This is a genomic window from Nocardioides sp. JS614, from assembly GCF_000015265.1.
Taxonomy (GTDB): Bacteria; Actinomycetota; Actinomycetes; order Propionibacteriales; family Nocardioidaceae; genus Nocardioides.
The window spans coordinates 777,742-799,089 of record NC_008699.1 but is presented as its reverse complement, the minus strand read 5'-3'; the positions used below and the strand labels follow the sequence as shown (position 1 = coordinate 799,089).

Annotated in this window: 25 protein-coding genes; 17 read left to right on the top strand and 8 right to left on the bottom strand. The window is 70.9% G+C overall.

What is annotated here, in order from left to right:
* The first annotated feature begins 6 nt into the window (after positions 1 to 6).
* From NOCA_RS28410 to NOCA_RS05150, 15 genes are all read left to right on the top strand, one after another.
* A complete protein-coding gene (locus NOCA_RS28410; protein ID WP_011754226.1) occupies positions 7 to 498 on the top strand; it encodes a flagellar hook assembly protein FlgD in 492 nt (163 codons plus the stop codon).
* A gap of 27 nt (positions 499 to 525) precedes the next feature.
* Complete coding sequence (locus tag NOCA_RS05215; protein ID WP_011754225.1) at positions 526 to 1,374, top strand: flagellar hook-basal body complex protein; 849 nt, start codon at positions 526 to 528, stop codon at positions 1,372 to 1,374.
* A 106-nt stretch (positions 1,375 to 1,480) separates the two neighbouring features.
* Complete coding sequence (locus NOCA_RS05210; protein WP_011754224.1) at positions 1,481 to 1,771, top strand: flagellar FlbD family protein; 291 nt, start codon at positions 1,481 to 1,483, stop codon at positions 1,769 to 1,771.
* Positions 1,771 to 2,538, top strand: coding sequence for a motility protein A (locus NOCA_RS05205; protein ID WP_011754223.1), 768 nt, complete (start codon positions 1,771 to 1,773; stop codon positions 2,536 to 2,538). Before NOCA_RS05210 ends, NOCA_RS05205 begins: the two co-directional genes overlap by 1 nt.
* Entirely contained in the window at positions 2,538 to 3,446 is a 909-nt protein-coding gene (locus tag NOCA_RS05200) for an OmpA/MotB family protein (RefSeq protein WP_011754222.1), read from the top strand. Before NOCA_RS05205 ends, NOCA_RS05200 begins: the two co-directional genes overlap by 1 nt.
* A complete protein-coding gene (locus NOCA_RS05195; RefSeq protein ID WP_011754221.1) occupies positions 3,443 to 3,907 on the top strand; it encodes a flagellar basal body-associated FliL family protein in 465 nt (154 codons plus the stop codon). Before NOCA_RS05200 ends, NOCA_RS05195 begins: the two co-directional genes overlap by 4 nt.
* Positions 3,908 to 4,053: 146 nt before the next feature.
* Positions 4,054 to 5,013 (top strand): flagellar motor switch protein FliM, encoded by a 960-nt coding sequence (locus tag NOCA_RS05190; RefSeq protein WP_238383420.1) that lies wholly within the window; start codon positions 4,054 to 4,056, stop codon positions 5,011 to 5,013.
* A complete protein-coding gene (gene fliN / locus NOCA_RS05185; protein WP_011754219.1) occupies positions 5,010 to 5,750 on the top strand; it encodes a flagellar motor switch protein FliN in 741 nt (246 codons plus the stop codon). The genes NOCA_RS05190 and fliN overlap by 4 nt, the downstream gene beginning before the upstream one ends.
* Before the next feature lies 1 nt (position 5,751).
* A complete protein-coding gene (locus NOCA_RS05180; protein ID WP_011754218.1) occupies positions 5,752 to 6,165 on the top strand; it encodes a flagellar biosynthetic protein FliO in 414 nt (137 codons plus the stop codon).
* Positions 6,162 to 6,962, top strand: a complete 801-nt coding sequence (gene fliP / locus NOCA_RS05175) for a flagellar type III secretion system pore protein FliP (protein ID WP_011754217.1) — start codon at positions 6,162 to 6,164, stop codon at positions 6,960 to 6,962. Before NOCA_RS05180 ends, fliP begins: the two co-directional genes overlap by 4 nt.
* 9 nt (positions 6,963 to 6,971) lie before the next feature.
* On the top strand, positions 6,972 to 7,241 hold the full coding sequence (gene fliQ / locus NOCA_RS05170; protein ID WP_011754216.1) for a flagellar biosynthesis protein FliQ: 270 nt from the start codon (positions 6,972 to 6,974) through the stop codon (positions 7,239 to 7,241).
* Positions 7,242 to 7,249: 8 nt separating this feature from the next.
* Positions 7,250 to 8,011, top strand: a complete 762-nt coding sequence (locus tag NOCA_RS05165) for a flagellar biosynthetic protein FliR (RefSeq protein WP_011754215.1) — start codon at positions 7,250 to 7,252, stop codon at positions 8,009 to 8,011.
* A gap of 7 nt (positions 8,012 to 8,018) precedes the next feature.
* Positions 8,019 to 9,164 carry an EscU/YscU/HrcU family type III secretion system export apparatus switch protein gene (locus NOCA_RS05160; protein ID WP_011754214.1) on the top strand — a complete coding sequence of 382 codons (1,146 nt, stop codon included), beginning with the start codon at positions 8,019 to 8,021 and terminating at the stop codon, positions 9,162 to 9,164.
* A gap of 82 nt (positions 9,165 to 9,246) precedes the next feature.
* On the top strand, positions 9,247 to 11,292 hold the full coding sequence (gene flhA / locus NOCA_RS05155; protein WP_011754213.1) for a flagellar biosynthesis protein FlhA: 2,046 nt from the start codon (positions 9,247 to 9,249) through the stop codon (positions 11,290 to 11,292).
* 20 nt (positions 11,293 to 11,312) lie between these two features.
* Entirely contained in the window at positions 11,313 to 11,585 is a 273-nt protein-coding gene (locus NOCA_RS05150; protein ID WP_140403811.1) for a hypothetical protein, read from the top strand.
* Between the two features lie 396 nt (positions 11,586 to 11,981).
* Here NOCA_RS05150 and NOCA_RS05145 read toward each other — a convergent pair whose 3' ends face one another.
* The 4 genes from NOCA_RS05145 to pdxH all read right to left on the bottom strand — a co-directional run bounded on the left by NOCA_RS05145 (position 11,982) and on the right by pdxH (position 17,014).
* Positions 11,982 to 13,940: an ABC transporter ATP-binding protein gene (locus tag NOCA_RS05145; RefSeq protein ID WP_011754211.1), complete on the bottom strand. Its 1,959-nt coding sequence runs from the start codon at positions 13,938 to 13,940 to the stop codon at positions 11,982 to 11,984.
* Positions 13,937 to 15,673, bottom strand: coding sequence for an ABC transporter ATP-binding protein (locus tag NOCA_RS05140; RefSeq protein WP_011754210.1), 1,737 nt, complete (start codon positions 15,671 to 15,673; stop codon positions 13,937 to 13,939). The genes NOCA_RS05145 and NOCA_RS05140 overlap by 4 nt, the downstream gene beginning before the upstream one ends.
* Positions 15,673 to 16,260 carry a TetR/AcrR family transcriptional regulator gene (locus NOCA_RS05135; protein WP_041546225.1) on the bottom strand — a complete coding sequence of 196 codons (588 nt, stop codon included), beginning with the start codon at positions 16,258 to 16,260 and terminating at the stop codon, positions 15,673 to 15,675. The genes NOCA_RS05140 and NOCA_RS05135 overlap by 1 nt, the downstream gene beginning before the upstream one ends.
* 112 nt (positions 16,261 to 16,372) lie before the next feature.
* Positions 16,373 to 17,014, bottom strand: coding sequence for a pyridoxamine 5'-phosphate oxidase (gene pdxH / locus NOCA_RS05130; protein WP_011754208.1), 642 nt, complete (start codon positions 17,012 to 17,014; stop codon positions 16,373 to 16,375).
* Positions 17,015 to 17,087: 73 nt separating this feature from the next.
* Here pdxH and NOCA_RS05125 point away from each other — a divergent pair, with 73 nt between their 5' ends.
* Positions 17,088 to 18,194: a citrate synthase 2 gene (locus NOCA_RS05125; protein WP_011754207.1), complete on the top strand. Its 1,107-nt coding sequence runs from the start codon at positions 17,088 to 17,090 to the stop codon at positions 18,192 to 18,194.
* 74 nt (positions 18,195 to 18,268) lie between these two features.
* Here NOCA_RS05125 and NOCA_RS05120 read toward each other — a convergent pair whose 3' ends face one another.
* From NOCA_RS05120 to NOCA_RS28160, 3 genes are read right to left on the bottom strand one after another with little or no spacing between them, the layout of a single operon-like run.
* Positions 18,269 to 18,826: a hypothetical protein gene (locus tag NOCA_RS05120; protein ID WP_011754206.1), complete on the bottom strand. Its 558-nt coding sequence runs from the start codon at positions 18,824 to 18,826 to the stop codon at positions 18,269 to 18,271.
* A gap of 59 nt (positions 18,827 to 18,885) precedes the next feature.
* Positions 18,886 to 19,380, bottom strand: coding sequence for a GNAT family N-acetyltransferase (locus NOCA_RS05115; RefSeq protein ID WP_011754205.1), 495 nt, complete (start codon positions 19,378 to 19,380; stop codon positions 18,886 to 18,888).
* Positions 19,373 to 19,588 (bottom strand): hypothetical protein, encoded by a 216-nt coding sequence (locus NOCA_RS28160; protein ID WP_041546222.1) that lies wholly within the window; start codon positions 19,586 to 19,588, stop codon positions 19,373 to 19,375. Before NOCA_RS28160 ends, NOCA_RS05115 begins: the two co-directional genes overlap by 8 nt.
* Positions 19,589 to 19,684: 96 nt before the next feature.
* Here NOCA_RS28160 and serC point away from each other — a divergent pair, with 96 nt between their 5' ends.
* Complete coding sequence (serC, locus tag NOCA_RS05105; protein WP_011754204.1) at positions 19,685 to 20,809, top strand: phosphoserine transaminase; 1,125 nt, start codon at positions 19,685 to 19,687, stop codon at positions 20,807 to 20,809.
* A 16-nt stretch (positions 20,810 to 20,825) separates the two neighbouring features.
* Here serC and NOCA_RS05100 read toward each other — a convergent pair whose 3' ends face one another.
* Positions 20,826 to 21,341, bottom strand: a complete 516-nt coding sequence (locus NOCA_RS05100) for an O-acetyl-ADP-ribose deacetylase (RefSeq protein ID WP_086000426.1) — start codon at positions 21,339 to 21,341, stop codon at positions 20,826 to 20,828.
* Positions 21,342 to 21,348 lie beyond the last annotated feature (7 nt).

Here is a 21,348-nt window from a genome sequence, read left to right as displayed (position 1 = left end):
GTACCCGTGTCCGTTTCGGCAACCGAGGCCGTCACCCCCAGCACCGGGATGTACCAGCCGTCGACCGCCACCAGTGCGAGCGACGACAAGGAGATGTTCCTGAACCTGATGGTCGCCCAGCTGCGCTACCACGACCCGATGAACCCTGCGGACTCCGGCGAGTTCCTCGCCCAGAACGCCCAGTTCACCGCCCTGGAGAAGATGCAGGACGTGGCCGACCAGACCGCCGCCCTCCTCGCCACCCAGATCTCGTTCGGCGCCAGCGGGCTCGTGGGCCGGTACGTCACCTACCTGGACCAGGACGGCGCCGCGGTGTCCGGCCTGGTCGGTTCGGTGACCTACGACGCCAACGGCCCGATGCTCGTCGTCGACGGCCAGAACGTCACCCTCGGCCAGGTCCAGGCGGTCAACGCCTCGGCCCCCGGCACCGACCCGACCACGGGCGGCGCGGCCACCGACCCGACCACCGGCGGCTCGGCCCCCGCCACCAACGCCTGACCCCCCACCCACCACCAGGAGACACCCATGCTTCGCTCCCTCTTCGCCGGCATCAGCGGCCTGCGCGTCAACCAGACCATGCTCGACGTCACCGGCAACAACATCGCCAACGCCAACACCATCGGCTTCAAGTCCAGCTCGACGGTCTTCCAGGACACCCTCTCCCAGATGCTGACCTCCGGATCCGCGGCCGGGGGCGGCCTGGGCGGCACCAACCCGATCCAGGTCGGGCTCGGCGTCCAGGTGGCGGCGACCAACACCAACCTCAACCAGGGCGCGAACCAGACCACCGGACGGCCCACCGACCTGATGATCAACGGCGACGGCATGTTCGTGGTCATGCGCGGCAACGTGGCCACCTACACCCGCGCCGGCGCCTTCAGCTGGGACAACAGCGGCACCCTCGTCTCGCCGGGCGGCGGGCGGGTCCAGGGCTACACCACGTTCGACGCGGCCGGGGTGCACACGGGAGGGCTCACCGACATCGTGCTGCCCGAGGACAACGGGGCGACGCCGCCGTTGGCGCTCTCGTCGTACGAGCTCGGCCGGGACGGCAAGCTCACGGCGACCTTCGAGGACGGCAGCAAGCTCGTCGTCGCCCAGGTCGCTCTCGCCAACTTCAACAACCCGATGGGTCTGGCCCGGGCCGGGGAGACCAGCTTCACCACCACGGCCAACTCCGGGGTGGCCGAGCTCGGCGTCTCCGGAGAGGGCAGCCGCGGCGCGTTGAGCCCCGGCTCCGTGGAGATGTCGAACGTCGACCTGGCCGCCGAGTTCACCAACCTGATCCTCGCCCAGCGCGGCTTCCAGGCGAGCTCGCGGGTGATCACGACCTCCGACCAGGTCCTCGAGGACCTCGTCAACATCAAGCGGTAGCCCTCGGCGGTGCGCCCGGACCGCTCAGGTCCGGGCGCCCGACGCCGATGGAAACACTGCGAGCGCCACGGACGGCTGCTCGGAACGGCCCAAGGACGGTGCACACATGATCACACTCAGGCGACTCTCGGGAACGGTGTTCGCGCTCAACTCCGACCTGATCGAGCGCGTCGACTCCACGCCGGACACTGTGGTCACCCTGGTCGACGGCAAGAAGTACGTCGTCATCGACACCCTCGAGGAAGTGGTCGCGGCGGTCAGGTACTACCGCGGCGAGGTCCTCGCGCTGAGCTCGTTCATCGACATCGAACCGTGGTCCCAGGAGCGCCCGAAGCTGGGCACGGTCACCGAGCACCCGGCGGCGCACCTGAGCCGGATCAACCGAGCTGACGCCTGATGGACCCGGCAACCCTGATCGGGGTCCTCGTCGCGTTCATCGTCGTCGTGGTGGTGAACATGCTCGAGGGCGGCAACCCCATGTCCCTCATGCTGCTCCCGCCGATCCTCCTCGTGTTCGGCGTGACGCTGCTGATCTCGCTGGCCGGCGGCACGATGGCCGACGCGAAGCTCGCCATGCGCGGCCTGGTCCGCGCGTTCACCGGCCACGCGCCCAACAGCGCCCAGCTGGTGCCGCAGCTCGTCGCCTGCGCCGACAAGGCTCGCCGCGAGGGCCTGCTCGCGCTCGAGGACACCGTCGCCGGGCTCGACGACCCGTTCCTCGCCCGGGCCCTGACCATGGCGATCGACGGCACCGACCCCGAGGAGCTCCGCGACATCTTGGAGGCCGAGGTCCAGGCGAAGAAGGCCGAGACCAAGCAGGCGGCCCGGTTCTGGAACTCCGCGGGCGGCTACGCCCCCACCATCGGCATCGTCGGCACCGTCATGGGCCTGGTGCACGTGCTCGAGCAGCTCGCCGAGCCGGAGAAGCTCGGGCACCTCATCGCCGGCGCGTTCGTCGCCACCCTGTGGGGCGTCATGTCCGCGAACCTGATCTTCCTGCCCCTCGGCTCCCGACTGCTCCGCCTGGGCGAGCTCGAGGCCGCGCAGATGGAGCTGGTCATCGAGGGCGTCGCCGCCGTCCAGGCCGGCTCGAACCCGCGCATCGTCGCGCAGCGGCTGCGCTCGCTGCTCCCGGTCGGCCAACGCGAGGCGGAGGCCGCCTGATGACCGCCCCACCACGGCGCCGCAAGAAGCCACCGGAGGAGCCGGAGCACGACAACCACGAGCGGTGGCTCGTCACCTACGCCGACATGCTCACGCTGCTGATGGTGCTGTTCATCGTGATGTTCGCGATGAGCCAGGTCGACGAGGCGAAGTACAACGCCCTCAAGTCCGGACTGGCGGAGGGCTTCGGCGCGGAGAGCTCGATCATGACCGGCAGCACGTCCGTGCTCGAGGACAACCTCGCCGAGACCGGCCCGGACTACGTCAGCAGCCAGGCGTTCCAGGCGATGCCCGCCGACCAGCAGCAGCTCGTCCGGGCCGCGGTCACCGCCGAGGAGCGGCGGCGCCTCCAGGCGCAGTACGCCGAGGCCGCCGCCGAGGCCAAGCGGCTCGAGGCGGTCCGCAAGCAGCTGATGAAGGCCCTGCGCGCGGCCGGTCTCGCCAAGGACGTGCAGGCCACCATCGACGACCGCGGCCTCGTGGTCAGCCTGGTGTCCCGACATGTCGTGTTCGAGCCGGACATCGCCCAGCTGAGCGCGCGCGGCGAACGGGTCGTCGACACGCTCTCCCGCGTGCTCCGAGACGTGCCGAACGCGCTGCGGATCGACGGCCACACCAACCAGGAGCCGGTGAAGCCACGGTTCTTCGCCACTGACTGGGACCTGTCCGCAGCCCGCGCGGTGACCGTGCTGCGCCGGCTCAACGAGCACGGCGACGTGCCGAAGAAGCGCCTGTCGCTCTCGGCGTTCGGCAACGAGCGGCCGCTGGTCGACCCGGCCACGCCCGGCTCGCAGGAGATCAACAAGCGGGTCGACATCGTCGTCCTCCCGCAAACCAGCTACGAGGCCACCCAGCTGATCGACGACGTGTTGGACGCCCGACCGGGCGGACAGGGGGCAGAGGGATGAGTGTGACCGCTATCAAGCGCAAGCAGAAGAACGACGACCAGGCCGCAGAGGGCGGTGAGAAGAAGGCGAAGGGGGGCAAGAAGAAGCTCCTGCTGATCGTGGTCGCGCTGCTCGTGGTCGCCGGCGCGGCGTACTGGTTCGTGCTGAAGCCGAGCGGCGCCGCGGAGGAGGGGCCGAAGCCGGGCGCGATCCTGCCGCTGGAGTCCACCCAGATCAACCTGGCGTCGGGCCACTACCTGAAGATCGGGATCGCCCTCCAGCTCGTGGAGGGCGCACCGGAGGAGGTCGACGGGAGCAAGGCCCTCGACGCCACCATCGAGCTGTTCAGCGGGCGCACGATCGAGGAGGTCGCCAACCCGAGGGACCGCAAGGAGCTGAAGGAGGACCTGGAGGCAACGCTGGAGAAGTCCTACGAGGACGAGGTCATGGGTGTCTACTTCACGGAGTTCGTCACGCAGTAGCCCGACGACCGGGGCCGGCAGTGCCCCCAGGACCAGGTCGCTCGCGGAGAGCGCGAGCTGACCCACCACCAGGTGGGAGATCGTCGCCGGGACTTCTGGTGCAGACATCCCTCAGGAACGCGCCGGCCGGGCCGATGAGAGTCATCGTGGCCTCCTCCGACGCTTCCGTCACGGACCCCGGCGCCGCCCCCGCGGCGGACCGGCGGGCCCGGCGCGCCTCCGCGACCCCGCAGCCGTACGACTTCCGGCGTCCGATCCAGCTCTCCCGCGAGCACTCGCGGATGCTGCAGCTGGCCTTCGACGACTTCTGCCGGCAGGCGACGACCGTCTTCACCTCGTCGCTGCGGACCGTGTGCGGGGTCAGCCTGGCCTCGATCGAGCAGCGCACGTACGCCGAGTACATCGACTCGCTGGACGCGTCGACGTACCTGACCTCGTTCTCCGCGGAGCCGCTCTTCGACCGGGGCGTCTTCGAGATCCCCCTGCTCGCGGTGATGACCTGCGTGGACCACATGCTCGGCGGCCCCGGCCGCCTCGAGCAGCCGGAGCGGCCGCTGACCGAGATCGAGGCCGGCGTCGCGAGCGGCATGATCGAGCGCCTGCTCGGCGAGCTGCGCTACTCGATGGCCTCGATCGTCGCCTTCGAGCCGGTCGTCAAGGGGGTGGAGTACAGCCCCCAGTTCGTCCAGGTCGCCGGCGCCTCCGACGTGATGGTGGCCGCCAGCCTGGAGCTGCGGATCAACGACCGTACGTTCCGGATGACGATGTGCATGCCGTTCTCGAGCCTGCTCCCCCACCTGCTCCGCGCCGCGGCACCCGCACCCGTCTCCGAGCGCGAGCGCGCCCAGCGCGCCCAGGCGGCCGCCGAGCTCGCCGACCAGTTCCAGCGGGTGCCCGTCGAGGTCGCCGTGAGTCTGCGCCCGACCACGCTCAGCCCGATGGAGCTCGCCGCGCTGCGCCCCGGCGACGCGCTCCGGCTCCGGCACCCCGCCGCGGCCCCCCTCGAGGTCGTCGTCGACGGCACCTGTTTCGCGCACGCCACCCCCGGGACCAGCGGATTCCGGCTCGCCGCCCTGATCGTGGGCACCCCGAAGGAGAACGCATGACCACCGTGCAGACCACCGTCGACCTCGAGCTGGCGGTCAGCGCCGCGACCGCCGCCATCGCAGTGCTGCCGGCCGCAGAGCCCCTCACCGCCGGTGCGCCGCGACCGGGGGACGCGGCTGCCGACGCGGGATTCGCGGGCGCTGTGGTCGCGGATCTCGACGGGCGGACCTCGGCCCGGCTCACGGTGCTGGTGGGCCCGGAGCTGGTCTCCGCACTGGCGGCGAGCCCGATCGGAGACCTGGACCTCGCGGCCGCGCTGCAGCCCAGCCTGGACGCCGCTGCCACGGCTCTCGGTGCCCGGTCCGGTGCCGCGCGTCAGGTCGATCCCGACACGGTGGTCGACGAGATCGCCGAGCCGTTCGTCATCGTCCCGTTGGAGGGGAGCGACGTCGTCGCCGCCCTCCTGGTGCCCGAGGCGCTGCTCGCCCACCCCGCCGACGACACACCTGCGCTGCCCACCACCTCGGCCGCGGCGCCGACCGGTGACCGGCGCGGCATCGAGATGCTGCACGGCGTCGACATGGAGGTCACGGTCGAGATCGGCCGCGCCCGGATGACGGTGCGCGAGCTGCTCGACCTGGCGCCCGGGGCCGTCCTCGAGCTCGACCGCGCGGCGGGCAGCCCGGCCGACCTGCTGGTCAACGGCCGGCTGATCGCGCGGGGCGAGGTCGTCGTCATCGACGAGGACTTCGGGCTCCGGATCACCGAGATCGTCACCGACTCCACGGCCGGCTGACATGCTCGAGCTCACCGTCCGCCTCCTGGTCTCGCTCTCCCTGGTGATCGGGCTGCTCCTGCTGCTCGCCCGGTTCGGCGGGCGACGCTTCCGCGGGGGCCGCGACCCGATGGTGCGGGTCCTGCACCGCCACCACCTCTCCCGGGGCTCGACGGTCTCCGTGGTCGCCGTCGGCAGCCGGCTGCTCGTGCTCGGCGCGACCGAGCACCAGGTCCGGGTGTTGACCGAGCTCGACCCCGAGGACCTCGACACCGGCGATGCCGAGGTGCTCTCGCTCGCCGACGGCCCCGCCGACCGGCCTGCCGCGTCCGAGCCGGTCGCGGCCACCCGGCCGGGCGGTGCGCTCGCCGGCTCGGTCCTCAGCGCCGCGACGTGGCGCCAGGCCCTGGCCGCGGCGACCCGGCGGAGCTCGTGAGCGCCCGCCTGCGGCGCGCCCTCCTGCTCGTCGTCCTCACGCTCGGCGCCACCCTGGGAGCCGTGGCCGCGGCACCCGGGGCGTACGCCGCCCCCAACGGCCCCAACGGCCCCGACGGACCTGCCGGCGGCAACGGTGTGACCGTCGACCTCGGCGGTCTCACCGACAGCCCGAGCACGTCGGTGACGGTGCTGATCGGCCTCACGCTCATCTCGCTGCTGCCTGCGATCCTGCTCAGCTGCACGGCGTTCACCAAGATCTTCGTGGTGCTCGGCCTGACCCGCAACGCGCTCGGGCTCCAGCAGACGCCGCCGAACCAGGTGCTGGCGGGTCTCGCACTGTTCCTCAGCCTCTTCGTGATGGGCCCGGTGCTGTCCGACATCAACGAGGTCGGGCTCCAGCCCTACCTCAACGGGGACAAGACGACCTCGGTCGCCATCCAGGACGGCATCGAGCCGCTGCGCGACTTCATGCTCGACAACACCGACGACGACGAGCTGATGCTGCTCACCAACGTCGCCGGCCGCGACCTGCCCGAGGACCGGGCCGACGTGTCCACGGCGACGCTGATCCCGGCGTTCGTGCTGACCGAGCTCAAGCAGGCCTTCATCATCGGGTTCATCATCTTCATCCCGTTCCTCGTCATCGACCTCGTGGTCAGCGGCGCCCTGATGGCCCTCGGCATGATGATGATGCCGCCCGTGATGGTGTCGCTGCCGTTCAAGCTCTTGCTGTTCGTGCTCGTCGACGGCTGGGCCCTGGTCATCAAGTCGCTCGTCGCGAGCTATACCGGCTAGGAGCGCGTCATGTCCGACACCGCCATCATCGAGATCGCGCTGCGCACCCTGGTCGTCGCGCTCAAGCTGTCCGCCCCGATCCTGGTGACCTCGCTGGTCATCGGCTTCGCGATCTCGCTGTTCCAGTCGTTGACCCAGATCCAGGAGGCCACGCTCGCGTTCGTGCCGAAGCTGATCGGCGTCGGGATCGCCCTGCTGCTCTCCGGCAACTGGATGATGCACACCCTCGTGTCGTTCACCAACGACCTGTTCGCGGGGATCCCCGCGCTGCTCGGCTGAGCCGACCCATGACCCTGACCGTGGCGGGTGAGCCGCTCGTGGCCTACCTGCTCGCCTCGGTCCGCATCGTCTCCTGGCTCGCCGTGGTCCCGCCGTTCTCGGGACGGGCGGTGCCGATGATGGCGAAGGTCGTGCTGGGTCTCGGGCTCGCCTTCGCCGCGGTCCCCGACGGCGGCTCGATCCCGCTCTCGACGGTGGGCCTGCTCCTCAACGTCGGCACCCAGGTGCTCATCGGGCTCGCCATGGGCTTCGTCACCCAGCTGCTGTTCGGCGCGATCGCCGCGGCCGGCAGCCTGATCGACGTCTTCGGCGGCTTCTCGCTCGCGTCCGGCTTCGACCCGCTGTCGATGAACGCCAACACGGTCTTCGGCAAGTTCCACCAGATGCTGGCCACGGTGCTGCTGTTCGCCAGCGGTGGCCACCTCCTGGTGATCGGCGGGCTGCTGCGCACCTTCCACTTCCTCCCGCTCGGCACCTCCCCGGAGTGGCAGACCGCGCCGGACGTCCTGCTCACCGCCTTCGGGATGTTCTTCACGACCGCGGTCCAGATCGCGCTGCCGATGATCGCGGTGCTGTTCCTCTCCGACCTCGGGCTGGCACTGCTGACGAAGGTCGCCCCCCAGCTGAACGCCTTCAACGTGATGTTCCCCGTCAAGGTCGGCATGACCCTGCTGCTGGTCGGCCTATGGTTCCCCGTCCTCCCGCAGGCCGTGGACCGGCTCGTCGACCTCAGCACCCAGGCGATGTCCTCGCTCGCAGGAGCGGGGTGATCGGCCGATGACCGGTGAGAAGTCGGAGAAGCCGACCGCCAAGCGCAACAAGGAGAACCGCAAGGAGGGTCAGGTCCCACGGAGCCCGGAGATCGGGGCCTGGTCCGCGCTGCTGCTGATCGCGATGTTCCTCCCCCGCCTGTTCGGTCACGAGATCGACAAGCTCCGGGAGCTGACGACGACCATGTTCTCCTCGGCGGCCGATGCCGATGCGGAGATCGCCGTACAGCTGCTCGGCCAGGGCCTGTGGCACGTGCTGCTGGTCCTGGTGGTGCTGGGTGCCGGGATCGCCGTGGTCGGGATCGCCGGGGCGCTGGGTCAGGGCGGCTTCTTCCTCGCCACCAAGTCGGTCAAGCCGAAGCTGTCCAAGCTCAACCCGCTCCCCGGCTTCAAGCGGATCTTCGGTCCCCGCGCCCTCTGGGAGGGCACCAAGATGCTGATCCGAAGCGGGATCGTGGCGCTGCTGGTGTGGCTGGCCGTGAAGTCGATGCTGCCGTTGATCGGCGGGCTCATGCCGATGTCGCTGGTCCTCGACCAGTTCGCGTCGCACGCGCTCTCGATGATCCGGAACATCGCCGTCGCAGGCGTGCTGCTCGGTGCCGCCGACTACCTGGTCCAGCGCAAGCTGATGGGCAAGAAGACCCGGATGTCCAAGGACGAGGTGAAGCAGGAGCACAAGCAGTCCGAGGGCGACCCGCTCCTGAAGGGCGCGATCCGCTCCCGCCAGCTCGCGGCCTCGCGCAACCGGATGATGGCCGACGTGCCAACCGCCGACGTCGTGCTGGTCAACCCGACCCACGTCGCGGTCGCCCTGCGCTACGAGCCCGAGCGCGGGGCCCCGCGGGTCGTCGCCCGAGGTGCCGGGGTGATCGCCGCCGCCATCCGCGAGAAGGCCACCGAGGCGCGGGTGCCACTGGTCCGCGACGTACCGCTCGCACGGGCGCTCTACACCTCCACCACGGTCGGGCAGGAGATCCCGACCGAGCTGTTCGCCGCCGTCGCGCAGGTGCTGGCGTTCGTGCTCAGCCGCCGCGCGCAGGGCCAGCACGGCGGCGAGCACCGCACCCCGCGCAGCGTCGACGAGCTCCCCGAGGTGCTCGCCGCGGGTCGGCGCCGCCGGAACCCCTCAGGCCCGCCGCCTGCCGGCCGATAGATCACCCGACGCCAGGACGGAGTCGGACAGCGGTGCCAAGGACGGCGCCCGCCTCATCAACCCGTCTCGCCTGGAGGAGCTCGTGCCACTGAAGCGGCTGAGCCAGCTGGCGGTGCCGATCGGCATCGTGATGATCGTCGTGATGCTCGTGGTGCCCCTGCCCGCGATGCTCCTCGACCTGCTGATCGCGCTCAACATCACGGTGGCGCTCCTGGTGCTGATGACGGCGATGTTCGTCCGCCGCCCCCTCGACTTCGCCGCGTTCCCGGCGGTCATCCTGGTGATGACGCTGTTCCGCCTCGCGCTGAACGTGAGCGCCACCCGCCTCGTGCTGCTCGACGGCTTCGCCGGCAAGGTGATCGACACGTTCGGCCACTTCGTCGTCGGCGGGTCCTTGATCGTCGGTCTGATCGTGTTCGCGATCCTGCTGGTCATCCAGTTCGTCGTCATCACCAACGGTGCCGGTCGGGTCGCCGAGGTCGGCGCCCGGTTCACCCTCGATGCGATGCCCGGCAAGCAGATGGCCATCGACGCGGACCTGAACTCGGGTCTCATCGACGAGGACGAGGCCCGTCGGCGCCGGGCCGAGGTGCACGCCGAGGCCGACTTCTACGGCGCGATGGACGGTGCGTCCAAGTTCGTCAAGGGCGACGCGATCGCCGCGATCATCATCACGCTGGTCAACCTGATCGGTGGCTTCGCCGTCGGCGTCGGCCAGCTCGGCATGCCGTTCGGCGAGGCGGTCACGACGTACAGCCTGCTGTCCGTCGGCGACGGCCTGGTCTCGCAGATCCCCGCGCTGCTGCTCTCGGTCGCGACCGGCCTGATCGTCACCCGGGCCACCGGCGAGAACGACATGGGCACCGACATCATGCGCCAGGTCACCGCGAACCGGACCCCGCTCCGGATCGCGGGCTTCGCGGCGCTCACGCTGTGCCTGATCCCCGGCCTGCCGAAGATCCCGTTCGTGCTGGCCGGCGGACTGATGCTGATCGCATCCTCCCGGATCAAGGAGGCCGTCGAGGACCCGGAGCCGGCCGCGGCCACCACGGCGATCGCGACCGTGGACACCCCGGAGCTGCTCGCCGCCGAGATCCAGGTCGACCCGCTCGGTCTCGAGCTGTCGGCCGACCTGATCGACCTCGTGGACCCCTCCAGCGGCGGCGACCTGCTCGAACGGGTCAAGTCGCTGCGTCGGAAGATCGCGACCGACCTCGGCATCGTGGCGCCGCCGGTCCGCACGCGCGACAACCCCCAGCTGCCCTCGCGCACCTACGCGATCATGCTGTTCGGCATCGAGGTCGCCCGCGGCGAGGCGCCTCCGGGCACCGTGCTGGCGATCGGCGACTTCCTCGGATCGCTCCCTGGTGAGGCGACCAAGGAGCCGGTCTTCGGCCTCGAGGCCCGGTGGATCCCCGCGTCGATGCGCAGCCAGGCGGAGCTCTCCGGCGCGACGGTCGTCGACCGCGCATCGGTGATCACCACCCACCTCGCCGAGGTCGTCACCCAGAACGCCGCCCAGCTGCTCGGCCGCGAGGACGTCCGGATGCTGACCGACGTGGTGAAGCGCTCGCACCCGGTCGTGGTCGAGGAGCTCACCCCGACCCCGCTCAGCCTCGGCGAGATCCAGCGGGTGCTCCAGCAGCTGCTCGAGGAGGGCGTCTCGATCCGCGACCTGGTGCGCATCTTCGAGGCGCTGTCCCTGCAGGCCGGCCGGACCAAGGACCTCGACCCGCTGGTCGAGGCCGCTCGTCGGGCTCTCGGCCCGGCGATCGCGGCGCCGTACATCGTCGACAAGGCGCTGCACGTGATCACCCTCGAGCCGCAGCTCGAGCAGCGGGTGCTCGAGTCGCTGCGGCCCTCGGAGTTCGGCTACGCGATCGCGCTCGACCCCGAGTCCAGCCAGGCGCTGCTCACGAACCTCGCGCAGCTGGTGACGACGGTCGAGAACCGCAACCTGCGGCCGGTCCTCGTGTGCGCACCCCAGCTCCGGGCAGCGGTGCACCGGCTGGTGCACCCGATCGTCCCGCGGCTGGCCGTCCTCTCCTACCAAGAGCTGCTCGGCGCCGAGCAGATCCGCTCCGAGGGCACCGTCGGCGTCGACGTGCCGCTGGCGGTGAACGCATGAACCCGATCTCGTGGCCCGTCGTGACCGGAACCCTCCTGGTCGGGTCGCCGGCCATCTACGCGGCCCGTGTGGCCGGCACCCTCTCGGTCGACACGGCCCTGGTCCGGCTGATGCTCTGCGCCGTCGGCGTCTGGGCGGTGTGCTCGCTCGTCGCGTCGCTCTCCGAGCAGGCGGTCGAGTCCAACCGTGCCCAGCAGGTGGCTGTCGAGCCCGCGCCGGTCGCGATGGGGATCGCACCGGAGCTGGCGCCGGAGGTGGCGGCTGCCGACGCGGCCTCGGAGGGCGCCGCCTGACCCGGACATGCAGCGACCCGCAGGCGCCGGCCTCCGAGGAGACCGCTCCGGTGGACGTGATGACCGGATCGCCTGCGGGTCGGGTGACTGCCTGGGATTCGCCAGCAGCCGTCCCGGGGCACTTCCACCCCGGGTGTTGCTGGTGGGCTGCTAGCGGGCAGCCACCTCACGCGTCCTGGAAGAACTCATTCTTCGGACCACCTCCTTTCCCGTGTCCGCTCACGGTAGGTCGCGGCGCCGGGGCGTTCAAGGGATTAACCGGGCCGATGGGTCGGGCCGGCGGTGCCCCCGCAACCGAACCGCGGCCACCGCTGGGGTCCCGGGAGGTCATACGGAGGGTGTTACCGCTTGCTCCGTCCGTATGACGTCCGGCGGAGACCCGGCAGCCAGCCCCGGTCAGCCGACCTCGGCCGCTTGGAACTGGGCGTTGTAGAGCCGGGCATAGGCTCCTGCGGCGGTCAGCAGCTGGTCGTGGGTGCCCTGCTCGACGATCGCCCCGTCCTCCATCACCAGGATCAGGTCCGCGTCGCGGATCGTGCTGAGCCGGTGCGCGATCACGAACGACGTGCGGTCGGTGCGCAGCGCCGCCATCGCGTGCTGGAGCAGGAGCTCGGTGCGGGTGTCCACCGACGAGGTCGCCTCGTCGAGGATCAGCAGGGCCGGGTCCGTGAGGAACGCCCGGGCGATGGTGACGAGCTGACGCTCGCCGGCCGAGAGGTTCGACCCCTCCTCGTCGATGACCGTGTCGTAGCCGTCGGGGAGCGCATGCACGAAGCGGTCTACGTACGTCGCGCGCGCCGCCTCGAGCACCTGCTCGTCGGTCGCGTCCGGACGTCCGTAGGCGATGTTGTCGCGGATCGTGCCCTCGAACAGCCAGGTGTCCTGGAGCACCATCCCGATCTGCCCGCGGAGGACCGACCGGGGCATCCCCGCGATGTCCACGCCGTCCAGGGTGATCCGGCCGGCGTCCACGTCGTAGAACCGCATCACCAGGTTCACGAGCGTCGTCTTTCCGGCGCCGGTCGGGCCGACGATCGCCACGGTCTGCCCCGGCCGGGCGACCAGGGAGAGGTCCGAGATCAGCGGGCGGTCCTCGTCGTACCGGAACGAGACGCGCTCGACGGCGACCTCGCCACGACGGACGGCCGGCGTGCGCAGCGCGGCCGGGTCCAGCGGCTCCTCGTCGGCGTCGAGCAGCTCGAAGACGCGCTCCGCCGACGCGACGCCGGACTGGAGCAGGTTCGCCATCGACGCCACCGTCGTGAGCGGCTGCGTGAACTGCCGGGTGTACTGGATGAACGCCTGCACGTCGCCCAGCGACAACGAGCCGCTGGCGACCCGCAGTCCCCCGATCACCGCGATCGCGACGTAGTTGAGGTTCCCGATGAACATCATCGACGGCATGATCAGGCCGCTGACGAACTGGGCGCCGAAGCTGACCTGGTAGAGCTTCTCGTTCTCCTCGGCGAAGGTCCGCTCGATCTCCTCACGGCGACCGAAGACCTTGACCAGCGCGTGCCCGGAGAACGCCTCCTCGATCTGCGCGTTGAGTGCTCCGGTACGTCGCCACTGGGCCACGAACTGCCCCTGTGATCGCCTCATGATCTGCGCCGTCGCCACCAGCGAGAGCGGGACCGACACGAGGGCGATCAACGCGAGCAGCGGCGAGATCCAGAACATCATGCCGAGCACGGCGACCACCGTCATCAGCGAGGTGAGGAGCTGGCTCATCGTCTGCTGCAGGGTCTGGCTGACGTTGTCGATGTCGTTGGTGACCCGGCTCAGCAGCTCCCCCCGGGGCGAGCGGTCGAAGTACCCCAGCGGCAGCCGGTTGATCTTGTCCTCGACGTCCTGGCGCATCCGGCGCACGGTGTTCTGCACCACGGTGTTCAGCACGTAGCCCTGCAGCCAGCCGAGCAGCGAGGCGCCGGCGTAGATCGCGAGCACCAGGAGCAGCACGTGGCCGACCGCGGTGAAGTCGATGCCCTGACCGGGGACGACGTCTCGACCCTGCACCGCGTCGGGCAGTGTGGAGTCGGGGGTGCCGGCCGGGAACTGCCGGCCGATGAACCCGTCGAAGACCAGGTCGGTGGCGTGCCCGAGGATCCGCGGTCCGCTCGACATCAGCGCAACGCTGGCGACCCCGAGCAGCACCACGACGACGGCCTGCGCGCGGTCGGGCCGCATCCGCCCGATCAGGCGCCGCGCGGAGGGCCCGAAGCTCATCGCCTTCTGGCCGACCATGCCGCCGCCCATCGGACCGCGACCCGGCCCACCCTGGGGCGCCTGGATCCGCTCGGTCGCCTCGAAGACCTTGCCCTTGCCGGGCGAGCCGGTCGAGCCCGTCTCGCTCATGCCGCCTCCTCCGCCGTGAGCTGGGAGGTGACGATCTCCTGGTAGGTCTCGTTGCCGGCCAGGAGCTCGTGGTGGGTGCCGCGGCCGACGACCCGGCCCTCCTCCAGCACGAGGATGAGGTCGGCGTCCATGATCGTGGCGACCCGCTGGGCCACGATCAGGACCGTCGCGTCAGTGGTCACGGGGTCGAGTGCCGCGCGCAGCCGGGCATCGGTCGCCAGGTCCAGTGCCGAGAACGCGTCGTCGAACAGGTAGATGCCGGGCCGCCGGATCAGCGCCCGCGCGATCGCAAGCCGTTGGCGTTGCCCGCCGGAGAAGTTCGTCCCGCCCTGGGCGACGGTCGCGTCCAGCCCGTCCGGCAGCGCCTCGACGAAGTCCCGCCCCTGGGCGATCTCCAGCGCCCGCCACAGCTCGTCCTCGGTGGCGTCCGGCTTGCCGTGCAGCAGGTTGCTGCGGATCGTGCCGGAGAAGAGGTAGGCCCGCTGGGGGACCAGCCCGATCCCGGCCCAGAGCGCCTCCGGGTCGAGGCGGCGTACGTCGACGCCGCCGACGCGGACCTCGCCCGCGCTCACGTCGAACAGCCGCGGCACCAGGTTGACCAGCGTCGACTTGCCGGCTCCGGTCGACCCGATGAGCGCGATGGTCTGGCCCGGCCGGGCCGACAACGTCACGTCCTGGAGCACCGGCGACTCGGCGCCGGGGTAGGCGAACGTCACCCGTTCGAGATCGAGGTGGCCGCGCAGTGCGGGATCCGGCGCGACCGGTTCGTCGGGCACGGGCACCGAGGTGTCGGTGTCGAGCACCTCGACGATGCGGTCGGCGCAGACCGAGGCCCGCGGGATCATCATGAGCATGAACGTCGCCATCATGACCGACATCAGGATCTGCATGAGATAGGTGAGGAAGGCGGTCAGGGCGCCGACCTCCATCTGGCCGTTGTCGACCCGATGGCCACCGAACCAGATCACCCCGACGCTGGACACGTTCACCACCAGCATCACCAGGGGGAACATCGTGGCCAGCCAGCGGCCGGCCCGGATCGCGACGTCGGTGAGCTCGTCGTTCGCGGTGCCGAACCGCGCCGCCTCGTGCGGCTCGCGCACGAAGGCCCGGACCACGCGGATGCCGGTGATCTGTTCGCGCAGCACCCGGTTGACCTCGTCGATGCGCGACTGCATCGCCCGGAAGCTCGGCACCATCCGGCTCACGACGAACCCGACGCTCAGGAACAGTGCCGGCACGACGACCGCCAGGATCCAGCCGAGGCCGAGGTCCTCGCGCAGCGCCATAAGCACGCCGCCGACCATCATGATCGGCGAGGCGACGGCGATCGTGCAGGCCATCAGTACGAGCATCTGCACCTGCTGGACGTCGTTGGTGCCCCGGGTGATCAGGGACGGCGCCCCGAAGTGCTGGACCTCGCGCGTCGAGAACGTCCCGACGCGGTGGAACAGCGCGGCGCGGACGTCGCGCCCGAAGCCCATCGCCGTACGCGCGCCGAACCAGACGGCGCTGACCGAGCACACGATCTGCACCAGCGAGACCGCGAGCATGATCGCCCCGGCCCGCACGATGAAGCCGGTGTCGCCCTTGGCTACGCCCTCGTCGATGATGTCGGCGTTCAGGCTGGGCAGGTAGAGCATCGCGACCACGCCGACGAACTGGAGCACCACGACCAGGGCGAGCCAGGTGCGGTACGGCGCGAGCCGCTCGCGCAGCAGTCGGAGCATCATCAGGCTTCCTCGTCTCTCAGCACGCCGTGGAGGACCACGTCGACGATCTCCTCGGGGGAGAGCGGACGCTGGTCGGAGATGTGGGGGTGGCTGCCCGAGAAGGTGAGCAGCCGGAAGAGGTGGACCACGCGGTCGACGGGGATCGTGAACCGGTCTGCGTCCGGCTCCAGGAGTCGCGCGAGTCCCTCGTTGGCGAGCCGCTTGCGCAGCTCGGGGGCGCCCAGGCTGTCCGGCGGCTTGCGCATCCCCATCGCGGCCATCAGCGTGAAGATGCCGACGAACCGGCGCTGGAGCAGGGTGGTGTAGGTGACCAGCCGGTCGCGCAGGTCCAGCGCCGGGTCGATCCTCGCGACGTCGTCGAGGAAGGCCGTCGGGTCGAACTCTGCCTCCAGCACGGCGTCGAAGAGCTCGTCCTTGGACGCGAACGCCCGGAAGATCGTGCCCTCCGCGATCCCGGCTGCCTCCGCGATCAGCCGGGTGGTCGTGGCCCGACCGTGCTCGTAGAGCAGCGGCCGGGTGGCCGCGATGATCGCCTCCCGCCGCTCCTCCGGCGACAGCGGCCGGGCGCGCTCCCTCTTCGCCTCCATGAGGATCGAGAGTAAGTGAGTGAGCACTCACTCACAACTTCATTTCCGATAGTCCCTGACGATTGCGCGGTCTCGCCCGCGGATCCGCCGCACAACCGTCAGGGACTACCGCTCAGGGAGCGAGGCGCTCGGTGACCCACCCGCCGGGGGTACGGCGGTAGCGCAGGCGGTCGTGCAGGCGGCCGGTGCGGCCCTGCCAGAACTCGACGACCTCGGGGCGTACGACGTACCCGCCCCACTCCTCCGGCGTCGGGACCTGGTCGGGGTAGCGGACCTCCGCAGCCGCGTAGGCGGCCTCGAGCTCGGCGCGGCCCGACACCACCTCCGACTGGTGCGAGGCCCAGGCACCGAGCTGGGAGGCCCGCGGCCGGGAGGCGAAGTACGCCTCGACGTCGGCGCGCGGGAGCGGGGCGGCGACCCCGTCGACGCGCACCTGCCGCTCGAGGGGGTGCCACGGGAAGAGCAGCGAGCAGCGCGGGTTCGCGGCGAGCTCGTGGCCCTTGAGGGAGGCGGTGTTGGTGAAGAAGACGAACCCGTCCTCGGCGACGCCCTTGAGCAGCAGCATCCGCGAGGAGGGGGCCAGGTCGGGTCCGACGGTGCTCAGCACCATCGCGTTCGCGTCGTGGCGGATCGCGTCGTGCGCCTCGCCCATCCAACGGTCGAACATGGCGATCGGGTCGGGGGCGAGGTCGGCCTCGTCGAGACCAGCCCGGGCATACTCCTCACGAAGAGCAGCGAGATCGAGGTGTCCCATGCCCTCGACCCTAGTCGCGGCCCGGGGCACAATGCCTCGGGCGCTTGCTCGCGTAGTCCAGCGAAGGAGTCACATGACCGAGGTGCAGCACGGGCTGGAGGGCGTCGTGGCCTTCGAGACCGAGATCGCAGAGCCGGACAAGGAGGGCTCGGCGCTGCGCTACCGCGGCGTGGACATCGAGGAGCTCGTCGGCCGGGTGCCGTTCGAGAAGGTCTGGGGGCTGCTCATCGACGGCGGCTACGACCCCGGCCTGCCACCCGCCGAGGCCTACAACATCGCGGTGCACACCGGCGACGTCCGCGTCGACGTGCAGGCTGCGATCGCGATGCTGGCCCCGGCGTTCGGCTTCCGCGCCACCTATGACATCAGCGACGAGCAGGCCCGCGCGGACCTCTCGCGGGTCGCGGTGATGGTGCTGTCGTACGCCGCACAGTCGGCTCGCGGCCTGCACCAGCCGGTCGTGCCGCAGACCGAGGTCGACAAGGGCAGCACCCTGGCCGAGAAGTTCCTGATCCGGTGGAAGGGCGAGGCCGACCCCAAGCACGCCCATGCGATCGACGCGTACTGGTCCTCCGCGGCCGAGCACGGGATGAATGCCTCCACGTTCACTGCGCGCGTGATCACCTCGACCGGTGCCGATGTCGCCGCAGCGTTCTCCGGAGCGATCGGCGCGATGAGCGGACCACTGCACGGCGGCGCCCCCTCCCGCGTGCTGGGCATGATCGAGGAGGTCGAGAAGCGCGACGGCGACGCCCGGTCCTACGTCAAGGAGCTGCTCGACGACGGCGAGCGGCTGATGGGCTTCGGCCACCGCGTCTACCGCGCGGAGGACCCCCGGGCCCGGGTGCTGCGGCGTACGGCGAAGGAGCTGGCCGCCCCGCGCTACGAGGTCGCCGAGGAACTGGAGCGAGCGGCGCTCGCCGAGCTGCGCGAGCGCCGGCCGGACCGGGTCCTGGAGACCAACGTGGAGTTCTGGGCCGCGATCGTGCTCGACTTCGCCGAGGTGCCCGCGAACATGTTCACCTCGATGTTCACCTGCGCCCGCACGGGCGGCTGGTCGGCGCACATCCTCGAGCAGAAGCGCACCGGCCGGCTGATCCGGCCCTCGGCCGTCTACACCGGGCCGTCGTCACGGCCCGCCTCGGAGGTGGCCGGCTGGCGCGCGGAGTGGGCGCGGTGAGCGAAGTGACGGCCTTGGCCGGGAGGTGCTGAGCACCTCGGACTCGACCGCCGTCGGCAGATCCGCAAGCCCGGCTAGAGGCGCCCGTCGTACCAGCTGGTGACGCCCCGGGCGCCAGGACGGCTGAGCGAGACGTGCACGTGGTCGCGGTGGCGCAGCGTCCGTGAGCACTTCTTCCGCGTCTTGCAGCTCGAGGAGAGGTAGGGCTCGGGACGGAACCCGGTCCACGCGGGATACATCTGGTCGTCCCAGATCAGGTACATGATCCCCATCCGGCGGGCCAGCGCGTCCTCGTTCCCGCGGCCGTCCGCCGCGAAGACCCGCCGCATGAACTCCCGGGCGGTGCTCCGGTCCCGCTTGCTCGAGGCGTCCAGGCTCCAGTCGAAGGCGCGACCGGTCTGGTGTTCGGAGGTGGGACCGTCCTTCTTCGAGCAGGACCGGCCGAAGCCGACGTAACCACCGCCGTAGTGCCGCGCGACCCACCGGCCGAGGTACTCCGTGCCGGCCCGCGGTTTCGGGTGGCAGGTCGAGGAGGCGTCGTACGACGCGTAGCCCTCGATCTCGGCGGCCGCCGGAGCGGCGCCGGCGAGGCCGAGCAGGAGAGCGAGGAGCAGCGGGATTCCGAGACGCACGATCGACAAGGATAGGTCTAGACCAGCACCCGCGTGGTGGTTCGGGAGAACTCGCGGTCCTATCCGGCGACCGGCACCAGGCGCCGGCCGTAGCAACGCGACAGCGGGGCGTCCTTGTAGTAGCCGAACGCGGGCACCGGGAGGTAGCCGGCCGACTCGTAGAGTGCGATCGCCTCGGGCTGGCGCAGCCCGGTCTCGAGCACCACCGCCTCGGCGCCGTGCGCTGCCGCGCTCTGCTCGAGCCGGGCGAGCATCAGCCGGCCCAGGCCGCGCCCGCGTGCCGTGGGGGCGACGTACATCCGCTTGACCTCGACCGTGGCGGTGGTGCCGAACGCCTCGACCGTGGAGCGCCGCCAGGCGCCGGTCGCGACCGGGACGCCGTCGAGGTACCCGACGTAGAAGCTGCCCGCGGGCGGCTCGAACATCAGCGGGTCCAGCGGCGTCTCGTCCGGCCCGCCGTAGCGCACGACGTACTCGGCCTGCACCTCGGCGATCAGGCGCAGCGCGTCGGGGTGGCCGTAGCCGACGCGGCGGACCTCCAGCGGCTCAGCCAAGGGCGGAGCCGCAGGGGTCGCAGGTCCTGGCGTCCGCGCCGGTGCGCACGCCACACCTCGAGCAGTACGAGCCGGTGGTGCGGCCGGCGCCCAGGATGCCCTCGCCGTCGCTGAGGTAGGTCGCGGAGTCCTTGACGACCGGCATGGTCTCGCCCGCGCCATAGCGGGCGGCCGTACCCAGGAACCCACCCATGAAGGCGACGGTCATCTGGACTCCTCGAGCAACGTCTGCGACGGCAGTGACACAATAGGGCCGCTGACAGCGTGGTCAGGAACTCCACCGATCCACCCTGGAAGGTTGTCCATGACCGACGCCCTGCAGATCCCCCGCGACCTGCTCCCCGCCGACGGCCGGTTCGGAGCCGGACCGTCGAAGATCCAGACCGCCCACCTCGACGCGCTCGCCGCGACCGGATCGACGCTGATGGGTACGTCGCATCGCCAGGCGCCCGTGCGCGACCTGGTCGGCCGGGTCCGCAGCGGCCTGGCCGAGCTGTTCTCCCTGCCCGACGGCTACCAGGTGGTGCTCGGCAACGGCGGCGCGACCGCGTTCTGGGACATCGCGACGTACGGGCTGATCCAGGAGCGGAGCCAGCACCTGACGTTCGGCGAGTTCTCCTCGAAGTTCGCCAAGGCCGCGAAGGCCGCCCCGTGGCTCGCGGACCCGTCGGTGATCGCGTCCGAGCCGGGCTCGCGGCCCGCCCCCGTCGCCGAGGACGGCGTCGACGCCTACGCCTGGGCGCACAACGAGACGTCGACCGCGGTGATGGCGCCCGTCGTACGCCCCGCCGGCACGTCGTCGGACAGCTCGCTGGTGCTCGTCGACGCGACCTCGGGCGCGGGTGGACTTCCGGTCGACCTGCGCGAGGTCGACGTCTACTACTTCGCTCCCCAGAAGTGCTTCGCCTCCGACGGCGGGCTGTGGATCGCGCTGTTCTCCCCCGCCGCCCTCGAGCGGGCGGCCACGGTGGCCGCCTCCGGCCGGCACATCCCGGCGTTCTTCGACCTGCCGACCGCGATCGACAACTCGGCGAAGAACCAGACCTACAACACCCCGGCCGTCGCGACGCTGTTCCTCATGGCCGAGCAGCTCGACTGGATGAACGCCTCCGGCGGGCTCGACGGCATGGTCGCGCGTACGACGGAGTCCTCGGACACGCTCTACACGTGGGCGGAGAAGTCGCCGTACGCCTTCCCGTACGTCACCGACCCGGACCACCGCTCGCTGGTGATCGGCACCATCGACTTCGAGGACGGCATCGACGCCGCCCGGGTGGCCGCCGTGCTGCGCGCCAACGGGGTCGTCGACACCGAGCCGTACCGCAAGCTCGGGCGCAACCAGCTGCGGATCGCGATGTACCCCGCCGTCGACCCCGCCGACGTCGAGGCCCTCACCCGCTCCATCGACTGGGTGGTCGACCACCTCTGACGCGTTGAGTCGGGACTCACGACTCGACGTGGAGGGCGGCGCGGACCAGCTCGTACGTCGCCGCATCGAACGCCACGATCCGGGCCTCGGTGACGGCGGTGCCGGCCGCGTCGGCGGAGCGGAGGGCCTCGAGGGCGGCGGCGACCGCGTCGTCCTTGGGCCAGCCGTAGATCCCCGCGGAGACCAGGGGGAAGGCGAGGGTGGCCGCGCCGAGCTCGTCGGCGACGGCCAGCGCGCGGGTGTAGCAGGACAGCAGCAGCGAGCGGTCCCGCTGGCCGGCGGCGTGGTTCGGGCCGACGACGTGGATGACCCAGCGGGCGGGCAGGTCGCCCGCGGTGGTCCAGCCGGCCTCGCCGGTCGGCAGCCCGTCGGGGAACCGGCGGACGCAGTCCTCGAGCACCGCCGGCCCGCCGGCCCGGTGGATGGCACCGTCCACCCCGCCACCGCCGCGCATCCGCGAGCTCGCGGCGTTGACCACGGCGTCGACCTCCTGCCGGGTGATGTCGCCCTGCACGACGGTGATGTCCATCAGGGCGTGC